Source organism: Micromonospora sp. CCTCC AA 2012012 (assembly GCF_040499845.1).
In the GTDB taxonomy this organism is placed as follows: Bacteria; Actinomycetota; Actinomycetes; order Mycobacteriales; family Micromonosporaceae; genus Micromonospora; species Micromonospora mangrovi.
The window spans coordinates 5,946,099-5,963,155 of the sequence record NZ_CP159342.1 but is presented as its reverse complement, the minus strand read 5'-3'; the positions used below and the strand labels follow the sequence as shown (position 1 = coordinate 5,963,155).

Genomic DNA, 17,057 nt, shown 5'->3' with positions numbered 1-17,057 from the left:
TCCCGCTGACCCCGGGGCCGGGTCAGCGCGGTTCGGCGTAGGCGGCGAACTGGTCGACGAGGCCCTGCGGGGCGTCGTCACGGAAGCAGACCGCCAGGTTGGCGGCGGCCTCGGCGGCGGCCCGCGCGCTGCGCGGGAAGAGCGCCCGCTCGTACGCGGCGAGCGCCGCCTCGACGTCGTCCGGGTGGTCGGCGAGGGCACGGCCCAGCCCGGCCCCGTCGAGCATGGCGAGGTTGGCGCCCTCGCCGGCGAACGGGGACATCAGGTGCGCGGCGTCGCCGAGCAGCGTGACGCCCGGCACCCGGTCCCACCGGTGCCCGACGGGCAGCATGTGGATGGCCCGCGGCACCAGGTCGCCGTCGGCCTCGGTGATCAGCGCCCGCAGCTCGGGCGCCCAGTCGGCGAACCGCTCCACCAACCGGGCCGGGTCCCGGCCGGCGATGTCGACGTCCCCGCCGGTGAACGCGGCGTAGACGTGCAGGCTGCCGTCGGTCTCCCGGTGCGCCAGGAGGCCCTGGCCGGGGGCGAGGGCGAACATCATGCCGGCGCCGACGACGGCGGCGCAGCCGGGATGACGGGTGTCGGCGTCGACCAGTTCGATCTCCACGAAGGACACTCCGGCCGGGGTCGGGGTGGCGTTCGAGACCAGCGGCCGGATCCGGGACCAGGCGCCGTCCGCGCCGACCAGCAGGTCGGTGGTGACGGTGTCGCCGTCCGAAAGGGTCAACGCGTGCCGTCCGTCGCCGAGTGGGCGGGCCGCGGTGACCGTGGCGCCCCACCGGATCGTGCCCTCGGGCAGCGAGTCCAGCAGCAGCCGGCGCAGGTCGCCGCGGTCGACCTCGGGCCGGTCACCGTCGCCCTCGTCGGCCTCGTCCACGAGGACCGTGCCCTGCCGGTCCAGGATGCGCAGCGCCTCGCCGCCGGGGTGCACGATGCGGCGGAACCCCTCGTAGAGGTCGGCGGCGCGGAGCGCGAGCTGCCCGGTGTCCTGGTGGATGTCGAGCATGCCGCCCTGGGTACGCGCCTCCTGCCCGGCGTCCCGCTCGTGGACGGTGGCCGGAATGCCGTGGACGTGCAGGACGCGGGCGAGCAACAGGCCGCCCAGCCCGGCGCCCACGATGGCGATCGACGGTGTGGTCATCGGTGTCTCCCTGTGTTGTGAACATGTTCGTGACGAACATGTTCGTCATAGGTGCAGTTCGATCGGAGGCGAGCGGTGACCCGCCTAGGGGGTGGCAGTGGTGGCGAGGCCGTCCACCAGCACGGCGAACGACCAGCGCAGCCGCTCCTCGCCGGTGCCGGAGAAGAGCTCGTCGCGGACCCGGTGGACGTTCGGGTGGTCACCCTCGTCGGCCTCCCGTACGGCCACCAGGAGCTGCTCGGCCTCGCTGTCGGCGACCGCCGACTCGTCCCGGGTGCCCTGCTCCGCCGCCGTGGCCGTGGCGTGCTGCAACAGCAGGTCGACACCCCAGGCGGCCTGCCGCGCCGGCACGCCGCCGACGTGCAGCAGACCCAGCAGCGCGTCGATCAGACGCAGGTAGTGCGGCCCGGACGGCCGGAGCGTCAGCACCGAGCGGGCCAGGCTCGGATAGCCCATGAGCAGCCCGGTGTAGCGGACCAGCAGCCCGATCAGCTCGTCGCGCCAGTGCCGTGCGGCCGCGTCGGTCGGGAGATCCAGCTCGGCGACGAGCTCGTCCAGCAGCGCGCCGTGCAGCTCGGCCATGTTGTCGACATAGACGTAGAGCGAGGCGGGACCGGTGTCGAGTTCGGTCGCGAGCCGCCGCATGGTGACCCGCTCCAGGCCCTCGTCCCGCATGATCCGCAGCGCCACGGCGACGAGGCCACCCCGGCTCAGCGGCGACTTGGCCGGCCGGTCCCGACGACTGACCGGCGTACGACGAGGGCTCATGAACGCGATCGTAACGAACATGTTCGTTGACATGCAAGCCGGAAGCTCGGAACGATCTTCTTCAGGCGGGCGCTACTTCCAGCGGAAGTGGACGAAGAGGCGGCCGAAGTTCTTCGAGTCCTTCTCGACCCGGTGGTAGAGCTGCTTGACGTCCTTCTGGTCGAGGAAGCGCAGCACCTTCTTCTTCAGCGCGCCGGAACCCTTGCCGGGGATGATCTCCACCAGGGTGGCCTTCTTCGCCACCGCCTCGTCCATGATCCCGCGCAGCGCGCGGTCGATGTCGTGGCCCTTGTTGTAGATGTCGTGGAGATCGAGCTTGAGCTTCACCAGACCATCCTAGGTACGACGGAGGGCAGCCCGCCCGGGCTGCCCGCCGCTTCGTCAGCGACCGCCGCCCACCCGGCCCTCCACCCGGCGCAGCGCGGTCGTGTAGTCGGTGTTGGTCGCGTACATGGCCGCCGCGATGCGCAGGTGACGCAGGGCGTCGACGTGCCGGTTCAGCCGCTCCAGTGTCCGGCCCAGCACGTGGTGCGCGTAGTGGTCGCTCGGGTCCCGGTCGACCAGCTCCCGGAGCTGCTCCTCGGCCCGGTTGAGCTGGGCCGACTGGAAGTACGCCCGGGCCAGCAGCTGCCGCACGGAGGAGTTGCCCGGCTCCGCCTCGACGATCGGCTCGAGCAGTCGGGCCGCTCCGGCCGGGTCACCCGTTTCGAAGAACATGGTCGCCCGTCGGTACTCCGCCAGCAGATCCATCCGACCCACCTCCTCGTGTCGCGCCACGCTTGTGTCGACGCTGGCACAACACCGGCCGAACCGCGAGTGTTCCTCGGGCGTCGATCGGCGTCAGTGGGTCGGGTCGTACCGGTCGCCCACCAGCTCCCAGGCCCGGACACCACCGACGATTCCGGCCGTGTTCGGCACGACCACCACGTCGTCGCCCATCCGGGCCAGCTGCTCCGGCCGGATCAGCCGCGAGTTTCCGCCGCCCAGATAGAGCCGGTCCCAGCGGAACACCGGCCGCAGGCCGTCCACCACCTGCCGGATCCGCCGGGACCAGAAGGCGTCACCGAGCCGCCGACGCTCCGGCTCGCCGACGTACGTGTCGTAGGTGGTGCCCCAGCGGACCGGGGCGTGCGACAGCTCCAGGTGCGGGGCGAGCACCCCACCGTCGAAGAGCGCGCTGCCCAGCCCGGTGCCGAGGGTCAGCACCAGCTCGCAGCCGGTGCCGGCGACCACGCCCGCCCCGTGCACCTCGGCGTCGTTGAGCACCAGCGCGGGGACCCCGAACGCGTCGGCGAGCGCGCTGCGGGCGTCGTAGCCGGACCACTCGGCCAGCAGGTCCGGGTCGACCCGGCTGCGCGGCCCGGTACGGGTCACGTAGTGCGGGGTGGCGACCACCACGCCGTGCCGGATCATCCCCGGCATGCCGACCGTCACCCGGTCCGCCGCCGGCAGCCGGCCACCGAGGTCCAGCAGGGTCTTGACGAAGAGCGACGGAGGCAACGGGTACGGCGTCGGCACCCGCAGCGGCCGGGCCCGCATGGTCCCGGCGGCGTCCAGCACGGACGCCTTGATCCCCCCGCCCCCACAGTCGATCGCGAGAGTGGTCACCACGGGAGTGAGTCTCCCTCACCTCCGCCGCGCGCGGAGCGCTGGTCATCCGATCGGCGCGCGGCACCGCGCCGGTAGGCTCGACCTCCTCATGAGCGCCACACTGATCGTCAAGGACCTCGCCGCCGGCCACGGTGACCGGCTGCTCTTCACCGACCTGGACCTCGTCGTCGCCCCCGGTGACGTGGTGGGGCTGGTCGGCGCGAACGGCGCCGGCAAGTCCACGCTGCTGCGGATCCTCGCCGGCCTCCAGCCGGTCGAGGCGGGCGACGTCTCCCTCAGCCCGCCCACCGCCACCGTCGGCCACCTGTCGCAGGAGCCGGAGCGCCGGCCCGGCGAGACGGTCCGCGACTTCCTGGCCCGGCGTACCGGGGTCAGCGAGGCGCAGGCGGCGCTGGACGCGGCCACCGAGGCGCTGACCGCCGGGGCGGCGGGCGCCGACGACGCGTACGCCGAGGCGCTGGAGCGCTGGCTCGCGCTCGGCGGCGCGGACCTGGAGGAACGCGCCGAGCAGGTCGCCGCGGAGCTGGGGCTGACCGTCGACCTGGACCACCCGATGACCGCCCTCTCCGGCGGCCAGGCGGCCCGCGCCGGGCTGGCCTCGCTGCTGCTCAGCCGGTACGACGTCTTCCTGCTCGACGAGCCCACCAACGACCTGGACCTGGCCGGGCTGGACCGGCTGGAGCGCTTCGTCACCGGGCTGCGCGCGCCGACGGTGCTGGTCAGCCACGACCGTGAGTTCCTGACCCGGACGGTCACCCGGGTGCTGGAGCTGGACCTGGCCCAGCAGCAGACCCGGCACTACGGCGGCGGCTACGCGGCCTATCTCCAGGAGCGGGAGGTGGCCCGCCGGCACGCCCGCGAGGAGTACGAGGAGTACGCCGACACCCGCGCCGGGCTGGAGGAGCGCGGCCGCACCCAGCGCGCCTGGATGGAGAAGGGCGTCCGCAACGCCCGCCGCAAGGCCACCGACAACGACAAGCACGTGAAGAGCTTCCGGGGCCAGACCTCGGAGAAGCAGGCGGCGAAGGCGAAGCAGACCGACCGGCTGATTGAGCGGCTGGAGGTGGTGGAGGAGCCGCGCAAGGAGTGGGAGCTACGGATGGAGATCGCCGCCGCGCCCCGCGCCGGCGCCGTCGTGGCCGCGCTCCGCGGTGCCGTCGTACGCCGGGGTGGCTTCACCCTCGGCCCGGTGGACCTGCAGATCGACTGGGCCGACCGGGTGGCGATCGTCGGGGCGAACGGCTCCGGCAAGAGCACGCTGCTCGCCGCGCTGCTGGGCCGGCTGCCGCTCGACGAGGGGCACGCCGCGCTCGGTCCCGGGGTGGTGGTCGGCGAGGTCGACCAGGCGCGGGGGCTCTTCCTCGGCGACCAGCCGCTGCTGGACGCGTTCCGGCTGGCCGTACCGGAGCTGAACCCGGCGGACGCGCGGACGCTGCTGGCCAAGTTCGGCCTGCGCGCGGCGCACGTGCTGCGGCCGGCGGTGACCCTCTCCCCCGGCGAGCGGACCCGCGCGGCGCTGGCCCTGCTCCAGGGCCGCGGGGTGAACCTGCTGGTGCTGGACGAGCCGACCAACCACCTGGACCTGCCGGCCATCGAGCAGTTGGAGCAGGCCCTCGACGGCTATCCGGGCACGCTGCTGCTGGTGACCCACGACCGGCGGATGCTGGACGCGGTGAGCGTCAACCGGCGGCTGCGGGTGGACGCCGGGCGGATCGCCGAGGATTGATCCCTGCCGAAGTCCGCTTGCCGGGTGACAATGACGGCATGCTCAAGTGGGAGTACGCGCTGCTGGTCCGGCGGCGGCAGGCCGCCACCACGGACATCGGCTGGGAGATCGTCTTCGTCTGGTACGGCCCGGACGGTTCGATGGTCGACGTCACCCCGTACGGCGACACCGCGCTGGCCCACCTGAACCGGGCCGGTGACCAGGGCTGGGAGCTGGTGGCGATGAGCGAGGACCCGTCGCTGCCCGGCAACAACGAGCTGCACCGCTATCACCTCAAGCGACCCAAGCCGGCCGCCCCGCAGCCCCGGCAGCGGATGCGCGGCGCCCGTCGTACCCTGTCCGGCTGACCCCCGGATCTCGCGCCCGCCCGGAGACCACCGGCGGGACCGACGGCCGGGCTGCGGTCCGGCGGAAAGCCGTGGCGACGGCGGGGAACCGGTGCGAGCCAGGCATACCGGGCGGGGATCCGGGTATGGCGCGGCCCGGAGGTGGCGCATGGTGGCGACCGGAATGACCGCACCCTCGGCCCAGCGGCTGTCGGTGGTCGACGGCTTCCTCACCGAGGCGTGGGCCGATCTGGCCCGGCACGACGACCGGCTGCGCGCGCTGGCGGTGCGGGTGCGCTTCGACCGGGGCGTCGCCCACGTCGACGGTGAGGTCGACGACCCGGCCGAGCTGCGGCTGGTCCGGGACCTGGTGGGCCGGCTCGCCGGGGTGCTCGGCGTCTGGTGCCGGGTACGCGTCGCCGGCCGCGACCCGGTGGTGGTCGACCTGGGCTGCGGGGGTCAGAAGCAGTGGCCGGGCAACCTGGGGCTGGACATCCATCCGGCGGCGGGTGTGGACGCCGTGGCGGACCTCTCCGGCTCGCTGCCGCTGGCCGACGACTCGGTGGACGTCTTCTTCGCGGTGCACATCCTGGAGCACCTGATCGACTTCCTGCCGCTGCTGGACGAGGCGCACCGGGCACTCCGGCCGGGCGGTGTGCTGCACGTGATGAGCCCCTGGTGGCGGCACGTGAACGCGGTCGCCGATCCCACCCACGTACGCCTGCTGGACGTGCAGACCTTCAAGGGCATCTGCGGCCAACGCCCGCCCGGCACGCCCCGCTGGTATCCCCTGCACGTCGCCTGCGACGGCGCCTCCATCTTCGCCGACCTCACCCCCCTGTCTCCCACAGCCCCCGCCCCCACCCCCACCCACCTGGCCCGCTTCTTCGACTGACCCCCCTACCTCCCGCCCACTCCCGCCCGGACGGCGTTGATCATGGAGTCTGCGTCAGGGATCGGCCGCTCGATGACGCAAAGCTCATGATCAACGCAAGGAGCCTGAGGGGGTCAGGGGGTGGTGCTTTCGCGGAGGGCGAGGTGGTGGGGGGCCGTCAGTTCGCGTGGGGGGGCGTCGCGGTCGCCGTCGATGCGGTTGGCGAGGAGTTCCACGGCCAGCTTGGCGATCCGCTCCTTGTCGGGGGAGACGGTGGTGAGGGTGGGGACGGAGAAGCGGCCGTCCTCGATGTCGTCGAAGCCGGCCACCGCGACGTCCTCGGGCACCCGCAGGCCGGCCTCGTGCAGGGCGCGCAGGGCACCGAGGGCGAGGGTGTCGTTGAAGCAGAAGACCGCGTCGGGGCGTACGCCGGCGGCGAGCAGGTCGCGGATGGCGGCCGCGCCGTCCGCGCGGTGCCAGGCCGGCGCGGGGGCGACGAGCTTCTCGTCGTACCCGATGCCGGCCTCGGCCAGGGCGGCGGTGTAGCCGGCCAGGCGGAGCCGGGCGCTGGCCCCCTCCGGGGTGCGCTGCGAGCCGATGGCGGCGATCCGGCGGCGGCCGAGCCCCACCAGATGGGTGGTGACCTCGCGGGCGGCGGCCACGTTGTCGATCACCACGTGGTCGGCCGGGCCGTGGTCGACCCGCTCCCCGAGCAGCACCATGGGCAGGCCGTCGAGGCCGGCCAGGTCGTCGGCGCTGAGCGCCAGCGGGCTGAGGATCAGACCGTCGATCATGTGGTCGCCGATCCCGGAGGCGGCCTTGCGCTCCTGCTCGGAGCCGCCGCCGGTCTGGTCGATCAGGACCGTCCAGCCGTGCGCGGCAGCCGCGGCGACCACGTGCCGGGCCAGCTCGGCGAAGTACGGGATGTCCAGCTCGGGGACGGCGAGCGCGATCACGCCGGTGCGGCCCTTGCGGAGGTTGCGGGCGGAGAGGTTGGGCCGGTAGTTCAGCTCGGCGATCGCCTCCTCGACCCGGGCCCGGGTGTCCGGCCGGACGTGGAGGTAGCCGTTGACCACGTTCGAGACGGTCTTCACCGAGACGCCGGCCCGTTCGGCGACGTCCTTGAGCCTGTGTCGCACTGCCTTCCTCCCCGCTCTGTTGTCCGCACCCTACCGTGTCACGACCATGTCACGACCTCTTTACAACGTTGGTTACAACGTTGTAGAAACCTGGGGTACGGCGTGACCGCGGTCACCCGGCACCGGCACGAGGAGAGGTGGCCCCCCTTGCGGAGCGCACAGCTGACGATCGACCCGGCGTTCGCGATCGGACCGGCCGACCGCCGGATCTTCGGTTCCTTCGTCGAGCACATGGGGCGCTGCGTCTACGGCGGGATCTACGAGCCCGGCCACCCGAGCGCGGACCCGCGGGGACTCCGCCGCGACGTGCTCGACCTGACCCGTGAGCTGGGCGTCTCCGTGGTCCGCTACCCCGGCGGCAACTTCGTCTCCGGCTACCGCTGGGAGGACGGCGTCGGCCCCGTCGGCGACCGGCCGCGCCGGCTCGACCTGGCCTGGAAGACGATCGAGACCAACGCGTTCGGGCTGGACGAGTTCATGACCTGGGCCGACGAGGCGGGCGTCGAGCCGATGATGGCCGTCAACCTCGGCACCCGGGGCGTGCAGGAGGCCTGCGACCTGTTGGAGTACGCCAACCACCCGGGCGGCACCCAGCTGTCCGACCTGCGCCGCAAGCACGGCGCGGAGAACCCGTACGGGGTGCGGCTGTGGTGCCTCGGCAACGAGCTGGACGGCCCGTGGCAGGTCGGCCACAAGACCGCCGACGAGTACGGCCGGCTCGCCGCCGAGACCGCCCGGGCGATGAAGCTGATCGACCCGTCGATCAGCCTGATCGCCTGCGGCAGCTCCAACCGGCGGATGCCCACCTACGCGTCGTGGGAGGCCACCGTCCTGGAGCACACCTACGAACACGTCGACTACATCTCCGCGCACACCTACTACGACCCCTCCGACGGCGACCAGGCCAGCATCCTGGCCTCGGCCGTCGACATGGACAACTTCATCACCGAGGTCATCGCCACCGCCGACCACGTCGCCGCGAAGCAGCGGCACAAGCGCAAGCTCAAGCTCTCCTTCGACGAGTGGAACATCTGGTACGAGTCCCGCCTCCAGGCCGACCTGGACCGGCGCGGCTGGGTGGAGGCCCCCGCGCTGATCGAGGACGACTTCACCGCCGTCGACGCGGTGGTGGTCGGCGATCTGCTGATCACCCTGCTCCGGCACGCCGACCGGGTGGGCGTCGCCTGCCAGGCGCAGCTCGCCAACGTGATCGCCCCGATCCGGACCCGGACCGGCGGCCCGGCCTGGCGGCAGAGCATCTTCCACCCGTTCGCGCTGACCGCCCGGTACGCCCGGGGCACCGTGCTGCGCACCGAGCCGGTCTCCCCCAGCTATGAGACCGCCCGGTACGGGGAGGTGCCGGTGCTGGACACCGTCGCCGTGCACGCCGAGGAGACCGGTGAGCTGGCCGTCTTCGCGGTCAACCGCGGCACCGACGACCTCCCCCTCGACCTGGACCTGCGGGGCCTGCCCGGCCTGCGGCCCACGGAACACCACACCATCGCCGCCGGGTCCGACCCGTCGGCCACGAACACCGAGGCGGAGCCCGACCGGGTGACGCCGCGGTTGCTCACCACCCCCACCTCAGACGGCGGCCGGTGCTCCGTGGTGCTGCCCGCCTGCTCCTGGAACCTGCTGCGCTTCGTCCCCCAGCCGTGACCAGGCACACTTCATTCCGTCCCCCAAGGAGAACCGCATGATCAGCAACGAGATGAGCCGGCGGCGCCTGCTCGGCTACGGCGTCGGGCTCGGCGCGGCGGCCACGCTCACCCTGGCCGGCTGCGGCGGCGGCAGCAGCAGCCCCGGCGGTTCCGCCGCCGGCGGCAACGGCGGCAAGGACTACACCGGTCCCAAGGTCGACCTGAAGCTGTGGAACGGCTTCACGGGCGGCGACGGCGACATCTTCAAGAAGCTGGTCGAGCAGTTCAACGGCGAGCACAAGAACATCGCGGTCAGCGTCGTCACGTACGAGTGGCAGGACTACTACAGCAAGCTGCCCGGCGCGGTCTCCAGCGGCAACGGGCCGGACATCGCGGTCATGCACATGGACCAGCTCGCCACCTTCGCCGCGCGCGGCGTGATCACCGAGCTGGACGACGTGGCCAAGGCGCTGCAACTGAGCGAGGGCGACTTCGCCCCCACGGTGTGGAAGGGCGGCCTCTACAACGACAAGCGGTACGGCATCCCGCTGGACATGCACCCGCTCGGCTTCTACTACAACAAGGCCGTCATGCAGAAGGCCGGCCTCGACCCGAACAAGCCGCCGACCACCAAGGACGAGTTCACCGCCGCGCTGGCGGAGCTGAAGAAGTCCGGCGTGCAGGGCTTCTGGGTCAGCCCGTTCCAGTTCACCGGCGGGATGACGTTCTATTCGCTGCTGCACCAGTGGGGCGGCACGCTCTTCGACGGCGACGTCGCCAAGGCCACCTTCAACTCGGACCAGGGCGTCGAGGCGTGCACCTGGCTGGTGGACATGATCAAGCAGGGCTACTCGCCGGCGAACGTCGGCCAGGACGCCGACTACCTGGCGCTCAAGAGCGGCAAGAACGCGTTCAACTTCAACGGCATCTGGCAGATCAACGACCTGAAGAAGAGCGCGGACGTGCAGTGGGGCGTCGCGCCGCTGCCGCAGCTCGGCACTAAGCAGGCCGTCTGGGCGAACTCGCACAACTTCACCATCGTCAAGCAGCGCGGCGCCGACGCCAACAAGGTCTCCGGGGCGAAGGTCTTCATCAACTGGCTCAGCGAGCACTCCCTCGACTGGGCCAAGGGCGGCCAGGTGCCGGCCCGCAAGACGGTCCGGGAGAGCGCCGACTTCAAGGCCCTCACCGAGGTCAACGCGCTCGCCCCGGAGCTGGAGTACGCGGCCTTCCCGCCGGCCGTACCCGGCCTGGGCGAGGTCATGATCACCTTCTACAACGCCTTCAACGAGGCGGCGCTGGGCAAGAAGACGCCGAAGCAGGCGCTCGACGACGGCGCGGCCAAGGCCGACAAGCAGCTCGCGGACAACCGCAAGAAGTACGGGAGCTGATCCGTCGTGGCGGACGTGATCGAGGTCGGGGCGGCGCGTGGAGACGCGCCGCCCCGGGCGGGGCGTACCCGCCGTCGGAGTGCCACGCAGCGGGGGCACCGGGCCACCCCGTACCTCTTCCTCGCGCCGTACCTGGTCCTGTTCCTGGCGTTCGGGCTGGCGCCGATCCTGTTCGGGGTCTGGATCAGCCTGCACCAGTGGGACCTCCAGCTCCCGAACCGGCCCTTCGTCGGGCTGGGCAACTACCGGGACCTCTTCTCCAGCGACTCGGCGATCTACGGCGACTGGTGGTCCAGCGTCCGGGCCACCGGGATCTTCACCCTCTTCGCGACCCCGCTGCTGGTGGTCGTACCGCTGGGGTTGGCCCTGCTGTTGAACCGCTCGTTCCCCGGGCGGACCTTCTTCCGGGCGGCCTTCTTCGCCCCGTACGTCCTCGGCGTCGCGGTGATCGGCCTGCTCTGGCGGTTCCTGCTCGACGCCAACCTGGGTCTGGTCAACCGGCTGCTCGGGGCGGTCGGGCTGCCCTCGGACACCCCGTGGGTGACCGACGTGCCGTGGGCGTGGGTGTCGCTGGTCGGGGTGACCGTCTGGTGGACCTGCGGCTTCAACGCGGTGATCTATCTGGCCGGGCTCCAGGACATCCCCGCCGAGCTGTACGAGGCGGCGCGGGTCGACGGCGCGAACGGCTGGGAACGGTTCCGGCACGTCACCCTGCCCGGACTGCGTCCGGTGCTGCTCTTCGTGCTGACCACGACGATCCTCGCCTCCGCGAACGTCTTCGGGCAGGCGTTCCTGATCACCCAGGGTGCGCCCGGCGAGCAGACCCGCACGGTGGTCTGGCGGATCGTCGACGAGGGGCTGCGCGACTACGACGTCGGCCGGTCGGCGGCGATGAGTGTGCTCTTCGCGCTGATGCTGGCCGTGGTCAGCGTGGTCAACTTCCGACTGTTCCGCCATCAGGAAGACTGAGGGGGCGACGATGACGAGTCTGCGTCGGGGCGCGCGTTACGCCGTCCTGCTGCTGCTGACCGCGGTCTTCGTGACCCCGCTGGTCTGGATGCTGCTCACCTCGCTGAAGACGTACGCGGACGCGCAGCAGGACCCGCCGAGCTGGCTGCCGCACCCCTTCTCCGGGTACGGCTACGACGCGATCATCAACAACACCGCCAATCCGGTGCTGCGCTGGTTCGTCAACAGCATGCTGGCGGCGAGCCTGCACACGCTCCTGGTGCTGGTCACCGCGTCGATGGCCGCGTACGCCCTGGCCCGGCTGCGGTTCCGCGGCCGGCGGCTGAGCTTCGCGCTGATCGTCGGGACGCTCTTCCTCCCGCCCACCTCGCTGATCATCCCGAACTTCGTGATCGCCGAGCGGCTGGGCTGGATCGACACCCTGACCGTGGTGGTGGTGCCCGGCGCGGCCAGCGCCTTCGGCGTGTTCTTCCTGCGCCAGTTCTTCCTCTCCATCCCGGCCGAGCTGGAGGAGGCGGCGGTGCTGGACGGCGCCAACCAGTGGGAGATCTTCGTCAAGGTGCTGCTGCCGCTGTCGAAGCCGGCCCTGGCCACCCTGGCGGTGCTGTCGTTCCTGACCAACTGGAACGACTTCCTCTGGCCGGTCTATGTGCTGTTCAGCCCGGAGCGACTGACCCTGCCGGCCGGGCTGGGCCTGCTCCAGGGCGCCTACGTCACCGACTATCCGGTGATCATGGCGGGGGCGGTGCTGGCCAGCGTGCCGGTGCTGATCCTCTTCGTGGCCGCCCAGCGGCACATCATCCAGGGCGTCTCCCGCAGCGGCCTGAAGGGATGACCGACCGGAGAACCCGGCGACGCGGCGCGGCGGCCCTGGCCGCCGCGCTGCTCGTCGCCGGTTGCGGCAGCAGCACCACCCCGTCGAGTACGCCGAAGGACGCGCAGATGTTCACCAACCCGGTGGTCCGCACCGACGCCCCCGACCCGCAGGCGATCCGGGTCGACGAGACCTGGTACCTCTTCCACACCAACGCGGGCGGCCGGAACGTCCCGGTGCTCACCTCACCGGACCTGGTCGAGTGGACCGAGGCCGGTGACGCACTGCCGGAGCTGCCGGCCTGGGCCGACTCAGGCAAGACGTGGGCACCCGAGGCGATCAAGGTGACCCCCGGCCGGTTCCTGCTCTACTACACCGTCGCCGACCGCTCCTCGGGACGGCAGTGCGTCGGGCGGGCCGTCGCCGACAAGCCGGTCGGGCCGTACCGGGACGACTCCACCGGGCCGCTGATCTGCCAGGCGGAGCTGGGCGGGTCGATCGACGCCAGCCCGTTCCGGGACACCGACGGCAGCCTCTGGCTGCTCTGGAAGAACGACGGCAACGCCGTCGGGGTGGACACCTGGCTCTGGTCGCAGCGCCTGAGCGACGACGGGCTGCGCCTGGTCGGCACGCCGACGAAGCTGCTGAAGCAGACCGAGCCGTGGGAGGGCACCCTGATCGAGGGCCCGTTCTTCCACCGACACGACGGGAAGCTGTTCCTCTTCTTCGCCGCCAACGCCTACGACAAGGACACGTACGCCGAGGGCTACGCGGTCTGCGAGGGCCCGACCGGCCCGTGCGTGAAGGCCCCGGAGAACCCGATCCTGAAGTCCAACACGGCGGCGACGGGCCCGGGCCACGCCTCGCTCGTCGAGAAGGACGGCCGCACCTGGCTGCTCTACCACGCCTGGCCCCCCGGCCAGGAGGGCAGCACCGACCCCGGCCGCCAGGCCTGGCTGGACGAGTTGGTCTGGCAGAACGGCAAGCCCGTCGTCAAGGGCCCCACGGGCACCCCCCAACCCCGCCCCTGACCCCTCCGCCGGCTTCCGAGCCCGCACTTTCACGGAAAGAGTGGCTATCCCACGGCGGATAGCCACTCTTTCCGTGAATCAGGCGCCGCGACGCGAGCGACGGGCGCGAGCCGGGCAGGGCTCGCGGGGGGCGGGAGGGGGTCAGTGGGTGGCGGGGGTGGGTTCCTCGGCGGCGGTGTGTTCGCGGCGGGCGAGGCGGTTCTTCCGGTAGCCGTAGCCGAAGTAGATGATGCCGCCGAGCACCATCCAGACCAGGAACCGGATCCAGGTCTCCACCGACAGGTTGAGCATCAGGTAGAGGCAGGCCAGCGCCGACACGATCGGCAGCACCGGGGAGAACGGCACCTTGAACGACCGCTCCAGGTCGGGCCGCTTGCGCCGCAGGATCGGCACCGCGATGGAGACCAGCACGAAGGCGCAGAGCGCACCGATGCTGACCAGGTCGGCGAGGGCGGAGAGCGGCAGGAAGCCGGCGAGCAGCGCCACGCCGACCGTCATGATCGCCGAGATCCGGTACGGGGTGCCCCAGCGCGGGTGCACCTTGGCGATGGCCGGCGGGATGAGCCCGTCGCGGGCGATGGCGAAGCCGATCCGGCCCATGGCCACCAGGTCCACCAGGATGACGCTGGTCAGGCCGGCGATGGCGGCGATGGAGACCAGGACGGCGGCCCAGCCGGCGCCGACCGCCTTGAAGGCCGAGGCGATCGGGGCGCCCTCGTCGATGTCGGTGTAGCGGACCATGCCGACCACGACCAGCGAGACGCCGATGTAGAGCACGGTCGAGACGACCAGCGTGCCGAGGATGCCCAGCGGCAGGTCGCGCCGGGGCTTCTTCGTCTCTTCGCCGAGGTTGGCCACCGCCTCGAAGCCGGTGTACGCGAAGAACACGACCGCGGCGGCGGTGAGCACGCCGGCGAAGCCGAAGACGGACGGCTCCAGCCCGAAGATCGCCTGGGTGACCGGCTGTCGGATGCCGTCCTCCCCGCCGCCGGCCGGCTCGGCCGACGGGATGAAGGGGCTGAGGTTGGCCGCCTTCACGAAGAACAGCCCGGCGACCACGATGAAGACGCAGATGGCGACCTTGACCAGGACCAGGATGTTGGTGAGCCGCGCGGACTCGCGGATGCCGACGATGCCGACCACGCCGAGGATCAGCACGATGGCGATCGCACCGACGTTGACGATGCTGCCCTCCTCGGCGAACCAGGCGCTGGGCAGGTTGAACAGCGAGGCGAGATAGCCGGACCAGCCTCGGGCGACCACCGCCGAGCCGAGCGCGAACTCCAGCAGCAGGTCCCAGCCGATGATCCAGGCGGCGATCTCGCCCATCGTCGCGTACGCGTAGGTGTAGGCACTGCCGGCGGTCGGCACGCTGGACGCCAGCTCGGCGTAGCAGAGCGCGGCGAGCAGGGCGACCACGCCGGCGATGCCGAACGAGATCACCACGCCGGGGCCGGCGTGGTTCTTGGCCTCGATACCGGTCAGCGTGAAGATGCCGGTGCCGATCACGATGCCGATCCCGAAGCCCATCAGGTCGACGGCACCGAGGCGACGACGCAGCCCCAGCTTCCCGTCGCTCCCGTCGGCCTCGCCCTGGGCGAGCACGTCCTGGATCGGTTTGGTCCGCAGCACGGACAAAGCGATCACCCCTCCCACCGTGCGACCACCACGGTGGCGGCCCGTGACCGGCCAAGCTACCCAGCAAACTCCCAGCCGAAGCATCACCGGACGTGTCGAAAGGGTCACGATCGGCGGTGTGCGCCCGGTCACCGGTCGGACGTTCGTCCCCACCTGGGCATCGATCCGCCCGGAAGTCTTGCGTGTCGCCGGGAATGGTGAAAGTTTTCTTCCGAGGGGGCAGCCGGTACGGCGAATCTTGCCAGACGCCGGGTGTCCTCCGTCACCGGACCCACCCGCCCCGGAGTCCAACGAAGGGACCGCACCGCATGAAGGCAACTCGGCTCAGAGCCGCCGGGCTGGCCGTGGCGCTGCTCGGCACGCTCGCCGCCGCCACGCCGGCCAGCGCCGCGGAGAGCGCCACGGCGACCGCCACCTCGACCACCTGCACCACCGACCCGGCCACCCCGCTGCGCCAGTTCCGCGCCATGTGGATCTCCTCGGTGGTCAACATCGACTGGCCGACCAAGGCCTCGCAGACCGCGCCGGACCGGATCGCCGCCCAGCAGGCGGAATACCTCGGCTGGCTCGACCTGGCGCAGAAGCTGCACCACAACGCCGTCGTGGTGCAGGTGCGCCCGACCGCCGACGCGTTCTGGCCGTCGCCGTACGAGCCGTGGTCGGAGTTCCTCACCGGGACCCGCGGCCAGGACCCGGGCTGGGACCCGCTGGCCTTCCTGGTCGCCGAGTCGCACAAGCGGAACCTGGAGTTCCACGCCTGGTTCAACCCGTACCGCGTCTCCATGCCGGCCCCGGGCGGTGCCGGCGCCGACCTCGCCAAGCTGGCGCCGGACCACCCGGCGCGGCAGCACCCGGACTGGGTCTTCGCGTACCCGCCGGCCGGGGTCGCCGGCAGCCGGCTCTACTACAACCCCGGCATCCCGGCCGTCCGCGAGTTCGTCCAGACCGCGATGATGGACGCGGTCCACCGGTACGACATCGACGGCGTGCACTTCGACGACTACTTCTACCCCTACCCGAGCGGGGCGTACCAGGTGCCGGACGACGCCACCTTCGCCGCGTACAACCGGGGTTTCACCGACAAGGCGGACTGGCGGCGGGACAACATCAACCTGCTGGTCCAGGAGATGGGCGCGAAGATCAAGGCGGCCAAGCCGTGGGTGAAGTTCGGGGTCAGCCCGTTCGGCATCTGGCGGAACGCCAGCGCCGACCCGAACGGCTCGGACACCACCGGCTCGCAGTCGTACGACATCATCTCCGCCGACACCCGTAAGTGGATCAAGAACGAGTGGATCGACTACGTGGTGCCGCAGCTCTACTGGTACATCGGCCAGTACCCGGCCGCCGACTACGCCCGGCTGGTGCCGTGGTGGGCCGAGCAGGTGCGCGGCACGAACGTCCAGCTCTACATCGGCCAGGCCGACTACAAGAGCGGTGAGCCGGCGTACGGGCCGTACTGGCAGAACCCGCGCGAGCTGTCCGACCACCTGACGCTCAACCGGTCGTACCCGGAGGTGCTCGGCAACGTGCACTTCTCCGCGGTGCAGGTGCGGGCGAACCGCCTCGGGGCCACCGACATCTACGCCGCCGAGCACTACTCCCGGCCGGCACTGGTGCCGACCATGTCCCAGCTGCCGTCGAAGCCGCTGCTCGCCCCGGTCGTGACCGGCGCCGAACGGCAGGACGACGGCGTACGGCTGAGCTGGCGGCAGCCGGCGGACGGCCGGGGCCCGCTCGGCACCGCCACCTCGTACGCGGTGTGGCGCTTCGACGGTGGCCACGTCGCGGACCGCTGCGACTTCGCCGACGCGACCCACCTGATCGGCACGGTCCGCGCCACCGACGGCGATACGCAGTCCTGGGTGGACACCACCGCCACGGCCGACGGCCGCTACACCTACTACCTCACCGCGCTCGACCGTGGCTGGAACGCCGGACCGCCCAGCCCGCCGCGCTTCGTGCGGTAGGGGACGGCCCGCCTCACCCGCC

At 71.6% G+C, this 17,057-nt stretch carries 16 protein-coding genes; 9 read left to right on the top strand and 7 right to left on the bottom strand.

Going from position 1 to position 17,057, the window contains the following annotated elements:
- Positions 1-22 precede the first annotated feature (22 nt).
- The 5 genes from ABUL08_RS26990 to ABUL08_RS26970 all read right to left on the bottom strand — a co-directional run bounded on the left by ABUL08_RS26990 (position 23) and on the right by ABUL08_RS26970 (position 3,520).
- Complete coding sequence (locus ABUL08_RS26990; RefSeq protein ID WP_350932841.1) at positions 23-1,141, bottom strand: FAD-dependent oxidoreductase; 1,119 nt, start codon at positions 1,139-1,141, stop codon at positions 23-25.
- An 84-nt stretch (positions 1,142-1,225) separates the two neighbouring features.
- Positions 1,226-1,909 carry a TetR/AcrR family transcriptional regulator gene (locus ABUL08_RS26985; RefSeq protein ID WP_350932840.1) on the bottom strand — a complete coding sequence of 228 codons (684 nt, stop codon included), beginning with the start codon at positions 1,907-1,909 and terminating at the stop codon, positions 1,226-1,228.
- 72 nt (positions 1,910-1,981) lie between these two features.
- Complete coding sequence (locus ABUL08_RS26980; RefSeq protein ID WP_013288724.1) at positions 1,982-2,236, bottom strand: Smr/MutS family protein; 255 nt, start codon at positions 2,234-2,236, stop codon at positions 1,982-1,984.
- Positions 2,237-2,290: 54 nt separating this feature from the next.
- Positions 2,291-2,659 (bottom strand): tetratricopeptide repeat protein, encoded by a 369-nt coding sequence (locus ABUL08_RS26975; RefSeq protein WP_350932838.1) that lies wholly within the window; start codon positions 2,657-2,659, stop codon positions 2,291-2,293.
- Between the two features lie 90 nt (positions 2,660-2,749).
- A complete protein-coding gene (locus ABUL08_RS26970) occupies positions 2,750-3,520 on the bottom strand; it encodes an ROK family protein (RefSeq protein ID WP_350932837.1) in 771 nt (256 codons plus the stop codon).
- Positions 3,521-3,608: 88 nt separating this feature from the next.
- Here ABUL08_RS26970 and ABUL08_RS26965 point away from each other — a divergent pair, with 88 nt between their 5' ends.
- The 3 genes from ABUL08_RS26965 to ABUL08_RS26955 all read left to right on the top strand — a co-directional run bounded on the left by ABUL08_RS26965 (position 3,609) and on the right by ABUL08_RS26955 (position 6,467).
- A complete protein-coding gene (locus ABUL08_RS26965; RefSeq protein WP_350932836.1) occupies positions 3,609-5,246 on the top strand; it encodes an ABC-F family ATP-binding cassette domain-containing protein in 1,638 nt (545 codons plus the stop codon).
- Positions 5,247-5,284: 38 nt separating this feature from the next.
- Positions 5,285-5,593, top strand: a complete 309-nt coding sequence (locus ABUL08_RS26960; RefSeq protein WP_350932835.1) for a hypothetical protein — start codon at positions 5,285-5,287, stop codon at positions 5,591-5,593.
- Between the two features lie 148 nt (positions 5,594-5,741).
- Entirely contained in the window at positions 5,742-6,467 is a 726-nt protein-coding gene (locus tag ABUL08_RS26955) for a methyltransferase domain-containing protein (RefSeq protein ID WP_350932834.1), read from the top strand.
- Positions 6,468-6,580: 113 nt separating this feature from the next.
- Here ABUL08_RS26955 and ABUL08_RS26950 read toward each other — a convergent pair whose 3' ends face one another.
- Entirely contained in the window at positions 6,581-7,585 is a 1,005-nt protein-coding gene (locus tag ABUL08_RS26950) for a LacI family DNA-binding transcriptional regulator (protein ID WP_350932833.1), read from the bottom strand.
- A gap of 147 nt (positions 7,586-7,732) precedes the next feature.
- Here ABUL08_RS26950 and arfA point away from each other — a divergent pair, with 147 nt between their 5' ends.
- From arfA to ABUL08_RS26925, 5 genes are read left to right on the top strand one after another with little or no spacing between them, the layout of a single operon-like run.
- On the top strand, positions 7,733-9,244 hold the full coding sequence (arfA, locus tag ABUL08_RS26945) for an arabinosylfuranosidase ArfA (protein WP_350932832.1): 1,512 nt from the start codon (positions 7,733-7,735) through the stop codon (positions 9,242-9,244).
- A 37-nt stretch (positions 9,245-9,281) separates the two neighbouring features.
- Positions 9,282-10,616: an ABC transporter substrate-binding protein gene (locus tag ABUL08_RS26940; protein WP_350932830.1), complete on the top strand. Its 1,335-nt coding sequence runs from the start codon at positions 9,282-9,284 to the stop codon at positions 10,614-10,616.
- A 6-nt stretch (positions 10,617-10,622) separates the two neighbouring features.
- Positions 10,623-11,585, top strand: coding sequence for a carbohydrate ABC transporter permease (locus tag ABUL08_RS26935; RefSeq protein ID WP_350932829.1), 963 nt, complete (start codon positions 10,623-10,625; stop codon positions 11,583-11,585).
- Between the two features lie 10 nt (positions 11,586-11,595).
- Positions 11,596-12,420, top strand: a complete 825-nt coding sequence (locus ABUL08_RS26930) for a carbohydrate ABC transporter permease (RefSeq protein ID WP_350932828.1) — start codon at positions 11,596-11,598, stop codon at positions 12,418-12,420.
- Positions 12,417-13,430, top strand: a complete 1,014-nt coding sequence (locus ABUL08_RS26925) for a glycoside hydrolase family 43 protein (RefSeq protein WP_350932827.1) — start codon at positions 12,417-12,419, stop codon at positions 13,428-13,430. Before ABUL08_RS26930 ends, ABUL08_RS26925 begins: the two co-directional genes overlap by 4 nt.
- A 141-nt stretch (positions 13,431-13,571) precedes the next feature.
- Here the strand turns inward: ABUL08_RS26925 and ABUL08_RS26920 are convergent, their stop codons facing one another.
- Complete coding sequence (locus tag ABUL08_RS26920) at positions 13,572-15,077, bottom strand: amino acid permease (RefSeq protein WP_449288903.1); 1,506 nt, start codon at positions 15,075-15,077, stop codon at positions 13,572-13,574.
- Between the two features lie 299 nt (positions 15,078-15,376).
- On the opposite strand from ABUL08_RS26920, the gene ABUL08_RS26915 reads away from it, so the two are divergent.
- Positions 15,377-17,035, top strand: coding sequence for a glycoside hydrolase family 10 protein (locus ABUL08_RS26915; protein ID WP_350932826.1), 1,659 nt, complete (start codon positions 15,377-15,379; stop codon positions 17,033-17,035).
- The last annotated feature ends 22 nt before the right edge of the window (positions 17,036-17,057 follow it).